This window comes from Hyphomonas adhaerens MHS-3 (assembly GCF_000685235.1).
GTDB classification, from domain to species: domain Bacteria; phylum Pseudomonadota; class Alphaproteobacteria; order Caulobacterales; family Hyphomonadaceae; genus Hyphomonas; species Hyphomonas adhaerens.
This window is the reverse complement of record NZ_ARYH01000001.1, coordinates 2,118,985-2,135,730: the sequence shown is the minus strand read 5'-3', so window position 1 is coordinate 2,135,730 and position 16,746 is coordinate 2,118,985. Positions and strand designations below refer to the sequence as shown.

The window sequence follows — 16,746 nt, the reverse complement described above, 5'->3', positions numbered from 1 at the left end:
GATGATTTGCGGTATCTGGTTTAGGGTCCTTGGAAGGCAATCGAAGTCAGCAGAATGAACTCTCATACAATCATGGAAAGAGCCGAGATCGGTCGGAGAAAGCGTCGAAAGACACGCGCTATTCTCGTCGACGCCGCAATGCGCGTTTTTGCTGAGAAAGGTTTAGAGGCTGCAACAAACGCTGAGGTTTTTAGCGAGGCAGGCGTTTCTCGTGGCACCTTCTATAATTATTTCGAAACCAAGGAAGATCTTTTGAAGGCTGTGGCTAGCGAGTTAGTCGACCAGTTGAATGATCAGATCGATAGCTACACGGAAGAAATTAGCGGTACGCCTGAACGCCTAGCCTGGACGTTTGGCAGTTTCCTAAATCGCACGAAAGCCGACCCTGTCTGGGCGCGGGTCATTTTGAGTATCGCCGCCATGAACTTTCCTCATCCAGTTGGAGCGTCAACCGGAGCGAATATTGCCCGCGATATGCAAGCTGGACGCGATCAGGGTCTGTTCACGTTAGAGGACGACGAGGTCGCGATTAATATTATGGTCGGCACTGTCACCCAGGCGATGCACTCAACGCTGGCCGGCCGAACAGGACCTGATCACGCTTATCATGTGGCAAAGAGCATTTTGCTGGCTCTTGGTACGCCAGAGGCTCGGGCGACGGAAGCTGCCAAACTCGCAAGACAAGCCGACCTCTGAGCTCCGGACTTTGGATGTTGAGCTTCCGGTTGATCTGCACCCAGAATTTTCATTCGCCGCAGAGGCTTCATATCGTATGATGAAGCCTCTGATACAAGCGTACTCCCCCACCCAATTTGTTCAGACCGTGTTGTAACGCTCTGGCGGACCAGGATATTCTGCCCCTGTATCATCCCCCACTTCGCGCCGGATCAGGGCATTCGTCATGCCATTCAGGCGCTCAATTTCCCCCTTATACAACCCGGGATCGGCGGCCAGATTGACCATTTCATCAGGGTCATTGAGCGTGTCATAAAGCTCAAGGTCATTGTATTGGAGCAGGTCGTCCCAAGTGTCTGGAATGTGATGCTGCGCCGGAGCAAAGTAGCGCGCAAACTTGTAGCGCCCGTCATGGACACCTCTGATCAGCACCCGATTTTTCAGGCTAGGCCCGGTCTTCTGCAGTGCGTCGAGCGTTTCGGTATCCCGATTGGCGAACGCATTGAGCTGCTGTTTGAGGAAGTCATTATCCCATCCATATACAGTGGCATTGTTGAACAGAATTCCTTCTTCGTCCCGCCGGGTCCGCCCCGAGGCCGACCCGATTGCACCAGACACATCCAGACCCGGCAACGTGACCGCATCATCCTCGCCGGTCTTTCCATTGCCCGCCAGCGAAAGAAGTGTCGGGACAAGGTCCACCGCCGAGGCCAGCGCCTTCGTTTCAAAGCCGCCATTCACATCCGGATGGCGAACAATGAATGGTACACGAAGATTCTCCTTGTAGATTGTCGACAACTTTTGCCGCAAACCATGCGCACCAGCCATTTCTCCATGGTCCGCACAGAAGACAACAATTGTATTGTCAGCCTGACCTGAAGCCTTGAGCCCTCGCAGCAGGACGTCGACACTCCTGTCGAGGTCGCGCACACAATTGAAATAATAATTGCGATACCGACGCCAGGCTTCCTCGTCCTTCCGCTCCATCACGCCAAAAATATAGTCAAGCCCAACAAGCTGGTCGCGGTGGGATTGGGGCTTGGTCGACAGATCGTCGCCCATCAGGCTCGCTGGCAAGGGAGCGTCTAAAAAATCCCTGTACGGGCCAATTTCCGGGTCACCTTTGAGCGGACTAATAAAGCCCTGTGCCAGGCGCGTTTGCTCCTGCTCGCCGGTCGCGTCATAGAACATGATGTCATGCGGGTTCACGAAGTTGACTGCCAGGAACCAGGGGGTCCCGTCATCAGCATCAGCGCGCATGTCTTCGATCATGCTGATCGCGTCTGAAGCGATACCGGGATCATAGCGTAGCCCGCCCCAAGTATAGCCCGTCGGGTCACCATACTCATTGAATTGCGAGAAACCATAAGGCTCAAGCGCCCGACTCTTTGACGCCGAGATAAGCGCTTTCTCGGATGAGTCCCCCAACAGGCTGAGATGCCACTTGCCCTTATAGCGCGTCTGGTAGCCGCGCGCCTTCAGAAAGGTTCCTACAGTGGCTATATCAGGCGACAGCTCCGGATATGGCGGATTACTCGGATTGGCGATCACCTTGGTCTGCTGAATGTGTCGCCCAGTATACAAGGTTGATCGGGAAGGTCCGCATGGCGTCAAGTGGACGTGGAAATTGGTGAAGGAAGCGCCTGTCTTCAGCAGGGCCTCATGCCCCGGCAGATCGAGGCTGCTTGGCAGATCAGGCAAGCCGAACTGCTGGTCAGACATGACAAGGAGAATATTCGGGCGTTGCCGTCGGATCCGCCCAGGGGCAACTCCGATCCCTTGCGTACCGGGAGTAGATGCGCATGCAGGAGTCGTTCCAAGAAGTGCTCCAGCCCCCATGAGAAACGTTTTCCTTGTTAGCGTGTTACTATCTTCCATATCTTTCATGTCCTGTTCCTCACACTTCGGCCAAAATACCGCACGGCAGGAGCACGCTGTCCCGCCATGCTTTGGCCAGACGATCCCGCGCCCCGGTTCCAAAAAATATATCTATCCGGCTGGACGAGGACGGCTTCCGCCTTGTGTTCATCCAACCAGTTACGGATGTATCCTGCATATGCCGCCAATTCTTCTGTATCCGGATTGGAAGCGCACACGCCCGCAAACCCAGCGCCCTGAAGCCCGGATCTCCAGGCTCAGTCGCATGCAAAAACGGACGGCCATCTCTGCCCCGCCCATACAAACGCCCCCCCGTGCATTGAACAGGAGAACCCGAAATCTTCCAGAAATGCGCGCTTTTCAACCAAGCCCGGGTCAGAAAATCTCACATGGGCAATGTCTTCAATTTTTGTTACCGGCATCTGACCTTATCCTCCCAGCGCCAATACTTGTATTTTGGAGCTCTAGTCCAATATGACTATTGAGTCAAGAAGTGGTGTCAGACAAACTCGAACCAGTCTCCGTTTTTCGCGGACGAGCCGGTCTTAGGAAGCGAGAAGCTCGCGCCATTTGAGAAGTGCGGCGTCACGCAATGATTTGAACCTGACCCTACTCTCGATGTTCCTTTGATGATTGAAGTGGTTGTACACAGACGAATGGATTAAAGCGAACTTTTGCAAACTTCGCATCCGCCGGAACCGAGACATCGCCCGTTCTCGTCGGCGGAAAGGGAGGTGGGAATTTTCGGCACGATTGTTCATGTGCCGGCCGCACTCCTCGCGACCTTCTTTCCCAATGACCTTCATTGGGGCTCGATACGATGGGCACTTGTCAGTCACAACGACATGTGCATTGCCATACCGTTTCATGGCTTTCTTCATTAATTTCAATGCGGAAGCCTTGTCCCGTGTCTTCGTGACGAATGATTCCAGCACCTCACCTTCGCGATCAACCGCACGCCACAGTTAGTGAGTCTGTCCTCGGATCTTCACAAAGATCTCGTCCAGGTGCCACTGCCATTGCGGGCTTTGCCGCATCGCTTCTGAACAGTGTTTCCGGATACTGTGCGCGAAATAAGTCCCGAACTGATCGACCCAGTTGCGGACCGCTTCATGGCAAATATCGACCCCACGCTCGTGAAGCAGGCCTTCGGCATTGCGCAGCGACAATGGAAATCGGACATACAGCATTACCGCAAGCTGGATGATTTCGGGCGACGTCTTGAAGCAGCGGAAGGGCGATTTAGTCATTTTTCGAGGCTAAATCCCAGGATTGGCCACCTCAAGCCCGGTTAATCTGACAATGCCGACAAGCCCTTATGCCCTTATTTCGCCCGAAAATATTGTTTCAACCTTTTCTGATCGGTGGGGGATGTATGCGATTCTTTCTGAAACTCAGTGGCTTGAATAGAGGCGTAGCCGGATTGGCGCTCATCTGTTTTATCGTGTCATGTTCGTCGCCTGGAGTGGGAGCAAACGAGAACAGCACGCAGTCAAGTGCAGAGCTCAACAGCTCTGCATCGAATTCACGCAGAGGCGACTTCGTCGCAAGAGCTGATGAGGCAGCAAGACAGCTCATCGAGGATTTGGGAGCGCAACAAACGTTCGCACGCCTGGGGTGGCAACAGAACCCGGACTATAAGCCGCCCCAGCATTGCTTTGCCTATTGGCTGGACGAGGGTGATCAGGCCCTTCAAGAAGCGGAAGTAGAGGATTGCGAAGCCCATGCCCGCGATCTCTCTCGGCTTTACGATTCTTATGGCACGGATGCCGAACCGATCGTTTTCAAGTCACGATATTACTGGGACGAACTTGAGACCTTTGGGCTTCAGTTTCCGCAACTGGTCGCAGAATGGGAGGCGAAGGGTGGCAGCGAGGACGATCCGAGTTTTCTCGATCATCCGGTCTGCGCCACACCGCTTCAGGAAGGCTGGGAAGGGTCAGACTATTTTTATGACGGCGCCGAACACCCGCTTTGCAGACTGTACAAGATCGATCCGGTTGCGGCGACGCAATGATCTGGCGCGGCGCATGACGAAACTTGCCTGGCATAAGCACGCGATCATTGCTGTTGCTGCGACGGCCGCTCTCGCCTCCTGCGGGCCAGAGCCGTCGGTGCTGGAGCAATATGGCTGGATTGACGGCACCTGGTACCGGAGCTGCGATACAAAGGATGTCATGATCAGTTTCATCGTTTCAGCAGATGGCATTGAAGGTCTGACCGGCATGGAAGCCCAGGCGCAGAGCGATCCACCACGCAGGGGACGCGTACATGTCGAAGGCGTGTCAAAGGGGCATACCCGGTTTCGTCCACAGAACTGGCTGAACTCCGAACTGCGCCTGAAGCCAGTCGGGGCTGGGCAAGCCGATGCGATCCTGGCAAGGCGCGATGCCACGGACATGATCTGGGACACGAGCGAGCGTTTCCCGCTTTACAAATGCTCCGGCACTTCCGGAGAAGGCGAAGAATGAAAGCCTTCGTGGACGGTCTTGATGTTTTCAGTCATTCGAACGCCTCGCTCGGCCGGCTCATTCAGGATGCGTGGCCTTCTTGTTTTCCAGATACCACCAGTAGATCACATCCCGAAAATCAGTCTTCGCGGCCGTGACGAGGTTTTTCAGTTCCTCGAAGTCGCCTTTGCTCAAACTCAGAATGGCGCCGATGGCGTTGTTGCGATTGTGCTCGGAATCCATGGTCTCGGCAGTGGTGATCCGGTCCAGTTCCGCCATGACCCTGGGGATGTCTTCCTCGGAGAAATCAGTTCTGACGGTGGTCAGGTTCTGTTCTGTGAGCGCCATGATTTCCTCTCCTTGAAATGCCAGACACGCCTTCGATCAGGTGGCGCGGACGACCCTCATGGTCAGGTCGAGAATGAAACTACCGCCTGAAGCGGTGACGACGATTTCTTCCATCCATTTCGGCTGAAACTGGAATGTCGTCATAGCATGTTCACCTTTAGTGTTTTGATTGTCGGCCAAGACTTGTCGAAATTCTGTCGCATTGCCCGTTAAGAAGAAGACTATGCCAAACAAGAAGCGGTCGAAAATTCTTAAATTGCTCAAAGCTGTCTACAGCTATGACAATACGGATTACGAAATGAAATACTCTGGTGAGATCGGATACAAGACCGACGGCATCAGCCCTGCCGATGCCGAGCTGCTTCGCCAACACAATCTTGAGCCAAACAATTTCCAGACGTTTTCGCACGACGATCTGGTGCGCGCGTTCCTCAAACTCAGAGAGACCACACCGCTCACTCTCGAGACCTCTTCACGCTATTACATCAGAGGTCTGTCAGGGGACCATCCGCGCTACCGGCAGACGCTGATGAGCTATCTCTTCATGGCAGGGCTGGAAGACCACGCGTTCACGCCATCACAGCGCCATGTGAATTGCGATGGTTGCGGCCTGCCGCAGCAGACCGTCTTCGACAGGACCCATGCGCTCTACACCTATTATCTCGGTCATAGCTGGAACGAGACGCCCGCGCACTTCTTGCCGGAGCTGGAGGAGGCGTCTGACTGGGAGGCGCCGGAGGTCACGACGGTCCAGGTTGAGAAATTATCCTCGCTACTGCAGGCGATCAGCGATGCGAGCGAGGACGAAACACCCGGTCAGCTGGAAAAGCGGATCGCGTCGCTAAAACTGTTGCCGAAGACCGACAAGTATAAGCGCTACGGCATCCTTCAAACATTGGCCGTAGCCGGTATTCTTCCGAGCGATCATGATACTGATGGCCAGCCCGCACGCTCCGATATCGTGCATCCGCTGGCCGGCTGGAGAGGCGGTATGGGCGTGGATTACGACGTCGCGTCGAAGGTCTTCCCGGACCTGGCTGATTAAATTGGCGCATTGATAAGATCGGGGGGAGTAGAGGACAATGACGAAGAAGACGTTCATGACCACCATAAATGGTGGCTATGAAATGCCCTATCTCGGAGTTTATGAGGAAGAGGTGTCGGTCAGCGATTTCGCGGAACTGGACCCGAATGCCGAGCTGATCAGTTTCAGCTCGAAGACAAAGAACCTGCATCTTCTGCCTGACTTCAAATCTGTTCGTTATTTGGGGCTAGGCAGAAATACGTTTTCGGCTGAACTGCTCAATGACCTCTGCCAGCTGCCAAAGCTGGAGGTGATGCAAATCAGTCATGATGGCCAGGAGAACTGGCCATCTCTGGCACCACTTTCGGCGCTGAAATACCTCATCCTGTACAATGTGAAGAAGCTGGCGGACCTGTCTTTCCTAAGTGGCATGGCTCAGCTTGAGAGCCTCTTCCTGTCAGAGCTGCTGAAGCTCAATGATATCAGCGCCCTCGCCACGCTACCGAACCTCCGTGAGTTTGCGATTGAAGGCGACCTGCATGGACGTGGCAGCGTGCTGCCGGACACAGCGGCTTTGTTCACCCTGACAAAGCTCGAACACCTGAAATTCTTTAGCAAGAAGACGGTGTTCAACGCGGCGGATTTTCAGGCTTTCAGCAAGCTCCGCTATATCCACATCAGCCCGTTCCATCACCCTTTTGAATTCTATGCGGAGCTGGAACGGTATCTGCCGGAGGGGTGTGAAAAAGCGGTGCCGCATCTTCTGGCCAACTATGCCGAGGATGCGTGCGACAAGTGCGGCGCGATGGGGCTCATAAAGCCGATCGGTTCAAGACAGCGGGCCTTCTGCCCGGCCTGCAATCGCAAGAAGCTCGATACGCTCCTCGACACATATGAGCGCCTGTCCGGAAAGCCGCGTAGCACTGCGATTGACCATATAGACTGGGTGGAGGCCTGACACATGACCTGGATCAAGCTCACTGATCTGCCGGACCAACGCGTGCCCATGCACATCGACAAGGCGAAATCCTTCTGGGAAGTCACGGACGGCAAGATCGTGCACCAGACGCGGGTGAACCGAACAGCAGATGTTGAAAGCTTTGAAGTCCTGGAAGGCTCTGACTTCATCGCCCGTGACAAAGACTGTGTGTACCATGCCTGGACGACGATGAAGACCGTCGACCGCGATAGCTTCACCCCGCTTGGAGATGGGTATTTTCGCGACAAGGACTGCGGCTATTGCGAGTTCGAAACCAGCTTGAAGCCCTTGAAAAGCGGCTCTGCCGAGGGGCTCAAGGTCATCGGCGCTGGATATGCGCGCGATGCCGCCTTCGCCTATTATTGCGGCCGGCCGATCACGAGCTGTGCCATGCCAATGACCCTGGGCCTGGTCGAACAGACCGGGGAGCACCCCATTCCTGCCGCCACGACGGACACGCAGTGTTTTTACGAAGGCGCACTCATCAAAGGCGCGGATGTCGCGACGTGGAGCATGGTCAGGAATGGCTTTTCGCACGATGCAAAGAGCGTGTTCTATAACGCAAAGAAACTGGCCGGCGCTAATCCGGATGACTGGACGTTTCTCAAGTCGCCTTATTCGACGAGCGGCGACAAGATCTACTTCATGAGTTTTGTCCTGAAGGACGCCGACAGGGAGAGCTTTGAAATTCTTGCCGACGGGACGGCCCGCGACAAGCATTCGGGATTCTCCGGGAAGAACCGGATCTGATATGGGCAAAGCATGTTTCAGGACACGCAAGTGGCCGCAGGCCATCGGCACGTCGTTCGCTCAAGCGCCCCGCGCTCTTGTCCTGACGGTCGCACTGTCGCTTGCCGCATGTCATGAGCCGCAAACGACAAACACTGTGACCACAGCCACAACCGGAAGCGACACGCCGACATCTCAAACAGACAATGCCGAGCCAGTTGCGCAAGCAAATGCACCGCTCGTCTTTCTGACGGACTTGTCCGGGCGCCTCGAGAACGGACAGGCTGTCTCAGCCTTCATGGCCCCCGAATTCACCTTCGTCTACCACGTCGACAACCGGTGCGACGGAAATACGGATGGCGTGCTTGATGCGCTCCCCGCCAGTCGCGTTGACGGGCCATTCCGCCTGGAAGTCACAAATGACGGCGACGGTTGGGCATGTGAACGCAAACCAGTTTCGAAATTCGAAATCACGTTTGACCTCCAGAAAGTGCTGGCAGACTGGGACAGGTTTGAAGTGTATCAGCACGAAAACGATCCGTATCGGGAATCCATCGAAGGACGCGGCGTGTCTGACTATCTGGTCGTCCAACTTGCCGGTGAGGAAGATGAGCTCCGCATAGACAGGCTCGAATATCGAAGCGAAGATCCGGGTTAAACCGGACCAGCCCGCCCCCGATTGCTTTATAGAAGAGACCCTGAATTCGCATGGATGAATGCAGGAAAGCCAGGGAGGTGCTGCAGACCTATCAGCGCCATCTCATGAAAAATCATCCGGATTTGCTTCGAACGCCTTGAGTTTGTCGACATAGCTCGCGATCAGCTGCGTCTTGCGGTCTTCACTGAAACTTCCATCAATCTCAACCGCCTCATGGGCTTTCGACCATTCCAGCGCCTTGAGGAGCAGCCAGATCACATGCAAGCCTGCCTGTACGCTGTCCTTCGACAATTTCGGGTCATCGGTTGCGAGCGCCTCGGCTATTGCCGGATCATCGGTGAGGGCTTCGAACAAATCACTCAGAAGAAGGCCAGACTTTCCAAGCCCCAATCCTTGCCTTTCAAGGTAGGGCGGTCGGCCTTCCGTATGATTGTGACTTTGGACCCATGCGAGATGAGAAACTGTTTTCCACATCTGGTGTGAGGTAGACCCGTGCAGGAGCAGGCCGGCCTTGATCCTTTCACTGGCGGTTTCAATCTCATCCTCAACGGTTCGGCGCTGCGAGTATTCGGTCAGCTGAGATAGGAGAATCTGTTTTCCACTCGGCATGGGATGAAACTCCGCTAGCAAAATTGACCAGGTTCAGAAGGCAATGCCGGTCTCATCGATAACCAGTTTGGCGTTGTTCTCAATGCACCAAGCCTCAAGCGACTGCCTTAGCACGGAATGAAGGTTCTTTGCCAAGCCGGGAGCTTGCTCTGGCCAGTCTTCTTCAGTTAGCAGGAAGGCGGTCTGCGACTGTCTCCGACAATGCGCGCAGACTGTATTAAATCTGCTGCCGCGGAAGGCTTTGGGAGTAGGCCGCGTCACTGCCGATCTGGATGTAGCGTTACGCGGGCGGTCACGTGTCCCTGATCGAATTTTCATGGGTGACGGAGATGTCCGCCGGATTGTCGATGTTGATGTGGGCGATAAAGCCCGTCTCGCCATAGGCCACAATCGTCCGGCCGCGCATTTCTGCGCGCATGATTGGGTTCGAATTGGTGAAGAACAGGCTCCAGTTGAGATCATTGTCCGGCGTCACGGAGGCGATGTAGCCTTCATTGCCCATGCCACCATCACCGAAGACGATCTTCTGGCCTTGAAACTCGAAGGGATCGCGGAAGATATCGACCTCGGTCCAGATATCGTCATTATATTTGAGAAGCGAGGCGACGGTCGTATCGCAGAGAGGCGACCAGTAGAGCGTCGTCTCATGGGTATTCGGATCGTAGACGCTGTAGGCATTCGCGAAGACGATTTGCCCGTCGCCATAGGTAATGCAGTCATAGCCGACCACAAAGCCTTCGCGCCATTTTTTCTGGATGGTGCCGTTCAGCTTGTTCGAGTTTGCCTGTGAGGCCCCACGACCGGCGAAGACTCCGCTCAGAGCAATTATGAGCTTCGTGGTCATCTGGACTGTCAGGCCCTCGGGGCGGGAGACTTTCCAGTGGCCGGCACTCGCTGATAATGTGTCCCGAAAGGACATGATTTTATACGCCACGTCGCTCTCGACATGCGTTTGCTGGTCATAATGTTCAGCGAGTGTTTGAAGGGCCTCATGAAACTGTTCAAGTCGTTCGGTTTCGACATCGTCGCTCAAGCGAAACTTGATGAGCAGGCCGTCATCGGCCTCATACTCATGGTCAATCAGGGCGAATGCGTCTTCAGTCTTCATCAATCTCTGGCGGTTCTTCGCAAAGGTGGGAGGATAGCTGGAACAGATGGTCCACAGAAAGGCAGAAATTGCCGCGATTCGAGTAGAGCGGCGCCACGTTTCTATTTGAATCGAATTCTGGAGTTGACATGCCTTTCGAAGTTGAAGTGATTGCACACTGACGAATGAACTGAAACGAACTTCTGCAGACTTCGCATGCGCTGGAACCGAGACATCGCCCGCTCCCGTCGTCGGAAAGGAAGGTGCGAATTCTCGGCACGATTGTTGAGATGCCGCCCAGTTTCCTGGCACGCATCATTTCCGATGACCTTCATTGCAGCCCGATAGGACGGGCACCTATCCGTGACGACCACTCGCGGACTGCCGTATCGCTTCATAGCTTTCTTTAGAAATTTCAATGCAGAAGCCTTGTTCCAGGTCTTCGTTACATATGACTCGAGCACTTCGCCTTCATGGTCGACAGCCCGCCAAAGATAGTGCCGTTCTCCTCGAATTTTGATGAAGACCTCGTCCAGGTGCCACTGCCATTGAGGCGATTGTCTCATTCGTTCAGACCGGCGCTTACGGATCTTGTATGCGAAATGAGTACCGAAACGATCTACCCAGTGCCGAACCGTTTCGTGGCAGATATCGATCCCTCGCTCATGGAGAAGGTCTTCGACGTTGCGCAATGACAGCGGAATTCGGACATACATCATCACTGCTAGCTGGATGATCTCGGGTGACGTTTTGAAATAGCGGAACGGGTTCTGGCTCATTTGCCGATGCTAAACGCCTGGATTGGCTGCCTCAAGCTCAGTTCCGCTGACAATGCCCTCCAGATTGCACCGCCTCAACCTTGGTTGTTTAGACAATGACCCTCGGACAGATTTTCTCTGTGACGCAGGTCGATTTGCATGCCAAATTGATGGCCAGAAGGCAGATCGCACTTCAGGTGTAAAAGGAGCAGGAATTGGGGACTAGGACCATTGAACTCAGCAAGAGGGGCTCAGTATTCACACTCAGACTTGATGTGCCTGAAAAGCTGAACGCGCTCGGAACGCAACTGCGTCATGATCTCAATGAGGCACTGGACGCGTGCGCCGCAGACCCAGCCATGCATGTACTGATACTGACGGGCGCCGGCCGGGGATTTTGTGCCGGAGCAGATTTGAGTGAGCGCGTTCCCCTCGAAGGGGACGAGAGCCAGCGGAAGATGGCACATCAACGGCGAATGGATGAGGAATTTAATGCCATCATAAAGAAGCTGCTGGACATGCCGGTCCCGACGATCGCCGCCGTCAATGGCGTCGCGGCGGGAGGGGGCTATGGGCTTGCATTGGCATGCGACCTGGTGATTGCGGCTGAAAGTGCCAAATTCGTTCTCGTGTTCACAGGCCAACTCGGCCTCATACCTGATATGGGCGCCAGCTGGCATCCGCCCAGGAGCATGGGCAGGGCGCGAGCCATTGCCAGCGCTTTCTTCGGTGAACCAATGACTTCGACAGAAGCGGTCGAGCATGGTTTGATTTGGAAGGCCGTTCCGGACGAAGACCTGCATCAGGAGGTAGAGGCAACGGCCCAAATCCTCGCTCTCGGCCCAACTTGCGCCTACGTCGAAACACGCCGCGCCATGGATAAGGCGACCAGCCAGTCTCTACACGAACACCTCGATATGGAAGCAAGAGTGCAACCCGAGCTCCTCGTGTCCAAAGATTTCTCTGAGGCTGTGAAGGCATTCCTTGAAAAACGCCCTCCTAACTTTGGATCGGATAAGTGAGTTCTTCTCAGGGCACCATAGGCAGAGATTTGCCTCACCGATATTCACGCACATCTCGCCGAGACGAAGCGTCAGGACGGACTATTTCAAGCTCGTTCAGACCGACACGGCTCCCGCCGAAGAACAGAAATAACATCACCCGCTTGTTTCGCGCGTCAACGCCTGCTGATAAGCAGGCCACAATGCGGATCGCTCAAGGCATTCCGCCAGGTCGTAGTAGTTCGTAGCCGGAGACCTTCCCCTCTGCCAATGCATCGGCCCACCAGATATAGGCATCGATGATGCCCCATTGCGCGCCATACCACTAGCCGCCCCTACCCGGTCAGCGATCCGGGTGCTATCCGTCGCCAGCTTGGACAGGCCGTCCCGCCTGATACCGTCCGGCTGTGAAACCGTCCGCTTCTGGGGCGTCGCGATCTGCCGCGCGGTGGGGTGGAGCGTGCTCGAACACCAGAACAGATCCGCCCTTTGCCCTGCTTTTCAAAAAGGTCGTCCGTCCCGGAACGGATATCTGCCTTCGGATAGAGCTTCGACAGAAACAGGATCAGCGCCGCGTTTCCCTCATGATCCGGCCGCGCCACAAAACGGCCGGTACTTTACCGTGCGGATTTGCTTTCAGATACTCACCGGATCGTGTCTCACATTTCCGCCCGTCGACAAGCACAGCCTTATAGTCGACTCCCGCCTGATCGAGCGTGGTCATTGTCACGCGCGAGCAGGCCCACGGGAAATAATACAGCGTCGCATCTGTCATGATCGGCTTCCTTCCGAGACATCAGGATGCGGCGTCGGCCGGGGCTGCGGATAAATCTTCCCGCCGCATCGGAAACCGCCACATGACTGCCGCCAGGAGCGCCACGGCAACAATGGGCCCGACGCCCAGCAAGGTGCGGATAACCCAGTGTGCACTGTCATCCAAGCGCGCCAGTGATGGATCAAAGCCCAATGCGGCGGCAGTCCAGAAACTGGCTGTCACCCCGATGCTGAGACTGAGCTTGAGGGTTGTGGTCAGGAAGGAGAAGTACAGCCCGGAATTGCTGTTCCCCGAGAGCGCATATTCCTCGTCCACAATGTCCGCCATGATCGATCGGATCAGCAACTGGGTCGATCCGTTCGCGACGCCAAACAGAAAATAGATCATCGCGACGATCCAGAGCGTTCCGACAGGAGCGATCAGTGCAATCGCGCCGGCGATTGCCGCCGCAAGCGCGTTCAGGACGAGCACATGATGTTTCTCGAAGTGTTCAGACAGCCGCACAAAGACCGGAATGGCTAGCAGAGATGCGACGAGCGACAAAAGCTGGAGCGTGCCGGCCCGGCCCGGTAGGTCAGATACGATCTCTATGAAGAAGATTCCGAGTGCCGTCGCGATACCGGCCTTGCACCCAACGATGAAATCGGCCGCCAGCAGACGCAACATGGCCGGGTTTTTCAATGCCTGCTTTAGAGCGGGTATGACCCTGCCCGGCTTCTTTGCAACCTGACCGTTCGGGGCCAGGAACCAGGCGAGGAGCAGCACTACCGGTAGCGCGATGAGGATGAAGGCACCCATGACCCAGATGCGCGTTTGCGCGACATTCTCGCTGTCGCCCGATATCTCAAGAACCACGGGAAGCAGCAGAACACCGATCGTGCCAAGACTGTTGGCGATCTGGATGGCGCCCATGATGCGCGAGCGTTCGTTATAGTTGCTCCCGGCCTCGCCGGCCCAGCTGTATAGGCCGACGCTCATCAGTGTCCATCCGGCATAGAGGACCAGCAGCCAGACCGTAAACTCGACAGCCCCCTTGCTGCCGGGCGTCAGAAATATCTGCCACGTTGCGAGAAAAAGCGGAATGGCCCCGATGACCACCCATCCCTTGCGGGAAATCACCGCTTGCGTCTTGTCCATGATAGAGCCGGCCAGGGGATCCGTCACCGCGTCGAAAATCCGCGCCACCAGGAAAATGGTCCCTACCGTGGCCATACCCAGCCCCATATTGTCAGCATAAAAAGCGGGAATGAATACGACGAGTGGCATCATAAGCGCGAACATGGGAAACGCCGGGGCACCCAGTCCAAATAGAGCCAGGAAGGAAAGTCGTTTTGCTTTTCCGTCAGCCATCATACAATTAAATTTCCAACTCATCTGGGTTCAGCTTCTGGGAAACGCCAGACGGGCCGAGTTGACGGCCAGTACAATGCCGAGCAGCTGCCCACCGAAGTGGGCCGCTACCGACAGGTGCTGTCTTGGGAGGAAACTGACAGAGCAAGCTAGTTGCCGCCGAAGGACTTTTTCACACGCACGCCATACGTTCTGGGCTCGTTCGGGAAGATCTGCTGAGGCGAACCAGTCGTGTTAATAAGACCCTGCTGGTATCGCTCGTCAGTAAGGTTTCGTCCCCAGACCGATAATTCCCATCCATTATCGAAACCCAGTGAAACCGATGCATCCAGCAGGCCCGTTGCCGGAACCGTCGACCGCGGGTTGATCGCGTTTGCGTCCTCTTCATGGTTCCACTCGTCCCGCCAGAAATAGCCGACCCGGGCACCCACAGTACCGAAGCTGTAATCCTCGAAATAATTCAGAGCGACGTTCACGGTATTTTTCGGAGCTCTCACAAGGGGATTGCCTGAAAAGTCCTGGATTTCACCAGTCGGCAATTCGCGGACAAACTCGTCATAGGTGCCATCAAGATAGGCATAACTGAAATCCAGCGACCACTGATCGGTAAGGATCGTCTTTGTCTCGATCTCCAGTCCGTCGATCGTGCTATCTGCGGCGTTTACTGTCAGAGGAATAAACTGCTCAGGCAGACTTGGCGGCGAGATATTCCGGTACAGCAGCAGCTGAAGATCTTTATACTTCATGTGGAACGCGGAGGCGTTCAACTCAAGGCGACCATCCGCCAGAAAGCCCTTGTATCCGATCTCGTATGAATCGACGTCTTCCGGCGCAGCAACCTCGCTGGCAGCAATCGCGTTGCGCGCCAGCCACTGGAAGGCTCCCGATTTGTAACCGGAAGCGTATGACACATACGCCATATTGTTCTCGTTGAAGTCGTAGGCAAGCGACACCATCGGATCGAAGGAGTCCCACTTCTTGTTCAGCGGCTGCGTGAAGTTTGCGAAGGCCGGCATGCTGGAGACCGTATTATATACAAACTCCTTCTCATCCTCACCGTAGCGCGCGCCGACAGTGAGGCTGAGTGCATCCGTCACAAAGTATTCGAGCTGACCAAAAACCGCATAGTTCTTGGAATCGAGGGACGTCTTGGCGTCGAGCTGCCACGTCGGAACCGGCAAGGTCCAGTTCAGCGAAAACAGCCGATCACCTTCATCGTGCCCGTAATAGGCGCCCAGCAGCAGATTGTAGGCATCGGTGGATCGGTTAAGCCTGATTTCCTGCGAGAACTGACTGGAGTCTTCAGTCGTGTCGCGCTCTGTTGCATCAACAGCGGTCGCATCATTGTCGAAGCGATCATAGAAGCTGAGTTCACGGTAGGCTGTTATCGATGTCAGATCGAAAGCGCCGAGATCCCAATCAAGTGTCGCCGACAACCCCCAAGTATCTCTATCGAGTCCAATATCATCACGGTTGGCCTCAGGCTTATAGAGATCGTCCTTATCAAGCGGAACAACGTTGCCGCTGCCATCCAGGACGGGCACGGATTTCAGCACATAAGCGGGGCCTTCCTGAGTCATGTAGTCGCCAATGAGCGTCAGGTCAGCTGCGTTGGAAAGCGGAATGAGCAGCTTCGCCCTTGCCGCGACCGTATCCTCGTTTGCGCCGCCTCGAATGCTGGAGTTCTGAACCGGCAGGTAGCCCTCCCTGTTGCGATAGGCGACCGCCAGCGTACCGCGGACACCGCTTTCCGTCAGAGGACCCGAAATGCGCCCGGACAGGTTGTAGAAATCATCACCGCTGATAACGCTCGAACCCAGCTCAGCCGAGATATGACCTTCAAAGACTTCTGACGGAGCCTGTGTGACAACCGAAAGTGCGCCTGCAATCGTGTTGCGGCCGTAAAGCGTTCCCTGCGGGCCTTTCAGCACCTCAACGCGCTCCAGGTCCAACAGACCGAGGTCCAGGTTTGAGGGCCGAGCCTGGTACACACCGTCGACAAACACGCCAACCGACTGTTCGCTTCCGAGGTCGAAATTGCGTGTCCCGATGCCGCGAATATAGATACGGGGAATGTACGTGCCGATATTGGCGATGACGACGTTGGTCGAAACCCTCTGCACCTGCGAGAGATCAATATAGCCCGAGTCCTGCATCAACCCCGCATCGACTGCGGTAATCGACATTGGTACGTCCTGAAGCGATTCCTCGCGCTTCCGCGAGGTAACCGTCACAGGCGCCAGCCTTCTGGATTCGGTTGGCGCGGCCTCGGACGCCGACGCCACTTCGTCCGCATCAGTGGTGTCCGCATTCTGTGCTACGGCCGGGGCCGCAGTGAGCGCAATAATCGAGCACGCTGTGCACAGTTTCAAGACCTCAAGATTTATTTTGGTCATCGTGTTCCTCCCAGAACAGAAATTATACT

The 16,746-nt window shown here is 55.4% G+C and carries 16 protein-coding genes and 1 pseudogene; 8 read left to right on the top strand and 9 right to left on the bottom strand.

From position 1 onward, the window contains the following. Positions 1 to 54: 54 nt before the first annotated feature. Complete coding sequence (locus HAD_RS10505; RefSeq protein ID WP_084331877.1) at positions 55 to 696, top strand: TetR/AcrR family transcriptional regulator; 642 nt, start codon at positions 55 to 57, stop codon at positions 694 to 696. A gap of 120 nt (positions 697 to 816) precedes the next feature. Here HAD_RS10505 and HAD_RS10500 read toward each other — a convergent pair whose 3' ends face one another. Together HAD_RS10500 and HAD_RS10495 are read right to left on the bottom strand one after the other, a co-directional pair. Then, a complete protein-coding gene (locus HAD_RS10500) occupies positions 817 to 2,562 on the bottom strand; it encodes a sulfatase family protein (RefSeq protein WP_084331876.1) in 1,746 nt (581 codons plus the stop codon). Between the two features lie 536 nt (positions 2,563 to 3,098). Beyond that, positions 3,099 to 3,803: pseudogene (locus HAD_RS10495) on the bottom strand (IS6 family transposase). Positions 3,804 to 3,928: 125 nt separating this feature from the next. On the opposite strand from HAD_RS10495, the gene HAD_RS10490 reads away from it, so the two are divergent. Continuing rightward, entirely contained in the window at positions 3,929 to 4,570 is a 642-nt protein-coding gene (locus tag HAD_RS10490) for a hypothetical protein (RefSeq protein ID WP_156942226.1), read from the top strand. A 13-nt stretch (positions 4,571 to 4,583) separates the two neighbouring features. Beyond that, a complete protein-coding gene (locus tag HAD_RS10485; protein WP_156942225.1) occupies positions 4,584 to 5,024 on the top strand; it encodes a hypothetical protein in 441 nt (146 codons plus the stop codon). A 57-nt stretch (positions 5,025 to 5,081) separates the two neighbouring features. Here HAD_RS10485 and HAD_RS10480 read toward each other — a convergent pair whose 3' ends face one another. After that, positions 5,082 to 5,351 (bottom strand): hypothetical protein, encoded by a 270-nt coding sequence (locus HAD_RS10480; RefSeq protein WP_035570922.1) that lies wholly within the window; start codon positions 5,349 to 5,351, stop codon positions 5,082 to 5,084. Positions 5,352 to 5,574: 223 nt separating this feature from the next. On the opposite strand from HAD_RS10480, the gene HAD_RS18015 reads away from it, so the two are divergent. From HAD_RS18015 to HAD_RS10455, 4 genes are all read left to right on the top strand, one after another. Beyond that, a complete protein-coding gene (locus HAD_RS18015) occupies positions 5,575 to 6,396 on the top strand; it encodes a hypothetical protein (protein ID WP_051596120.1) in 822 nt (273 codons plus the stop codon). 37 nt (positions 6,397 to 6,433) lie between these two features. Beyond that, positions 6,434 to 7,333, top strand: coding sequence for a hypothetical protein (locus tag HAD_RS10465; protein ID WP_035570918.1), 900 nt, complete (start codon positions 6,434 to 6,436; stop codon positions 7,331 to 7,333). A 3-nt stretch (positions 7,334 to 7,336) separates the two neighbouring features. After that, positions 7,337 to 8,104 (top strand): DKNYY domain-containing protein, encoded by a 768-nt coding sequence (locus HAD_RS10460; RefSeq protein WP_035570917.1) that lies wholly within the window; start codon positions 7,337 to 7,339, stop codon positions 8,102 to 8,104. Positions 8,105 to 8,240: 136 nt separating this feature from the next. Further along, entirely contained in the window at positions 8,241 to 8,741 is a 501-nt protein-coding gene (locus tag HAD_RS10455; RefSeq protein ID WP_156942224.1) for a hypothetical protein, read from the top strand. 102 nt (positions 8,742 to 8,843) lie between these two features. Here the strand turns inward: HAD_RS10455 and HAD_RS18675 are convergent, their stop codons facing one another. The 3 genes from HAD_RS18675 to HAD_RS10440 all read right to left on the bottom strand — a co-directional run bounded on the left by HAD_RS18675 (position 8,844) and on the right by HAD_RS10440 (position 11,216). Beyond that, positions 8,844 to 9,095, bottom strand: coding sequence for a hypothetical protein (locus tag HAD_RS18675; protein WP_162177497.1), 252 nt, complete (start codon positions 9,093 to 9,095; stop codon positions 8,844 to 8,846). A 547-nt stretch (positions 9,096 to 9,642) separates the two neighbouring features. Next, positions 9,643 to 10,458 carry a hypothetical protein gene (locus tag HAD_RS10445; RefSeq protein ID WP_035570912.1) on the bottom strand — a complete coding sequence of 272 codons (816 nt, stop codon included), beginning with the start codon at positions 10,456 to 10,458 and terminating at the stop codon, positions 9,643 to 9,645. Positions 10,459 to 10,559: 101 nt separating this feature from the next. After that, on the bottom strand, positions 10,560 to 11,216 hold the full coding sequence (locus HAD_RS10440; protein ID WP_035572095.1) for an IS6 family transposase: 657 nt from the start codon (positions 11,214 to 11,216) through the stop codon (positions 10,560 to 10,562). A 194-nt stretch (positions 11,217 to 11,410) separates the two neighbouring features. Here HAD_RS10440 and HAD_RS10435 point away from each other — a divergent pair, with 194 nt between their 5' ends. Beyond that, positions 11,411 to 12,217, top strand: coding sequence for an enoyl-CoA hydratase/isomerase family protein (locus tag HAD_RS10435; protein ID WP_051596119.1), 807 nt, complete (start codon positions 11,411 to 11,413; stop codon positions 12,215 to 12,217). Between the two features lie 544 nt (positions 12,218 to 12,761). Here HAD_RS10435 and HAD_RS10430 read toward each other — a convergent pair. The 3 genes from HAD_RS10430 to HAD_RS10420 form a co-directional block, all read right to left on the bottom strand. Next, positions 12,762 to 12,971 carry a glutathione S-transferase N-terminal domain-containing protein gene (locus HAD_RS10430; RefSeq protein ID WP_035570910.1) on the bottom strand — a complete coding sequence of 70 codons (210 nt, stop codon included), beginning with the start codon at positions 12,969 to 12,971 and terminating at the stop codon, positions 12,762 to 12,764. Positions 12,972 to 12,992: 21 nt separating this feature from the next. Next, on the bottom strand, positions 12,993 to 14,321 hold the full coding sequence (locus tag HAD_RS10425; RefSeq protein WP_162177496.1) for an MFS transporter: 1,329 nt from the start codon (positions 14,319 to 14,321) through the stop codon (positions 12,993 to 12,995). Positions 14,322 to 14,470: 149 nt separating this feature from the next. Beyond that, a complete protein-coding gene (locus tag HAD_RS10420) occupies positions 14,471 to 16,717 on the bottom strand; it encodes a TonB-dependent receptor (RefSeq protein WP_035570908.1) in 2,247 nt (748 codons plus the stop codon). Between the last annotated feature and the right edge of the window lie 29 nt (positions 16,718 to 16,746).

Bases quoted from the DNA above. Each gene is read 5' to 3' on its own strand.
- HAD_RS10465 (WP_035570918.1), top strand. From the start codon at position 6,434: ATGACGAAGAAGACGTTCATGACCACCATAAATGGTGGCTATGAAATG.
- HAD_RS10505 (WP_084331877.1), top strand. From the start codon at position 55: ATGAACTCTCATACAATCATGGAAAGAGCCGAGATCGGTCGGAGAAAG.
- HAD_RS10445 (WP_035570912.1), bottom strand. From the start codon at position 10,458: ATGAAGACTGAAGACGCATTCGCCCTGATTGACCATGAGTATGAGGCC.
- HAD_RS10430 (WP_035570910.1), bottom strand. From the start codon at position 12,971: ATGACAGATGCGACGCTGTATTATTTCCCGTGGGCCTGCTCGCGCGTG.
- HAD_RS10485 (WP_156942225.1), top strand. From the start codon at position 4,584: ATGACGAAACTTGCCTGGCATAAGCACGCGATCATTGCTGTTGCTGCG.
- HAD_RS10425 (WP_162177496.1), bottom strand. From the start codon at position 14,321: ATGGCTGACGGAAAAGCAAAACGACTTTCCTTCCTGGCTCTATTTGGA.
- HAD_RS10490 (WP_156942226.1), top strand. From the start codon at position 3,929: ATGCGATTCTTTCTGAAACTCAGTGGCTTGAATAGAGGCGTAGCCGGA.
- HAD_RS18015 (WP_051596120.1), top strand. From the start codon at position 5,575: ATGCCAAACAAGAAGCGGTCGAAAATTCTTAAATTGCTCAAAGCTGTC.
- HAD_RS10500 (WP_084331876.1), bottom strand. From the start codon at position 2,562: ATGAAAGATATGGAAGATAGTAACACGCTAACAAGGAAAACGTTTCTC.
- HAD_RS10420 (WP_035570908.1), bottom strand. From the start codon at position 16,717: ATGACCAAAATAAATCTTGAGGTCTTGAAACTGTGCACAGCGTGCTCG.
- HAD_RS10440 (WP_035572095.1), bottom strand. From the start codon at position 11,216: ATGAGCCAGAACCCGTTCCGCTATTTCAAAACGTCACCCGAGATCATC.
- HAD_RS10460 (WP_035570917.1), top strand. From the start codon at position 7,337: ATGACCTGGATCAAGCTCACTGATCTGCCGGACCAACGCGTGCCCATG.
- HAD_RS10480 (WP_035570922.1), bottom strand. From the start codon at position 5,351: ATGGCGCTCACAGAACAGAACCTGACCACCGTCAGAACTGATTTCTCC.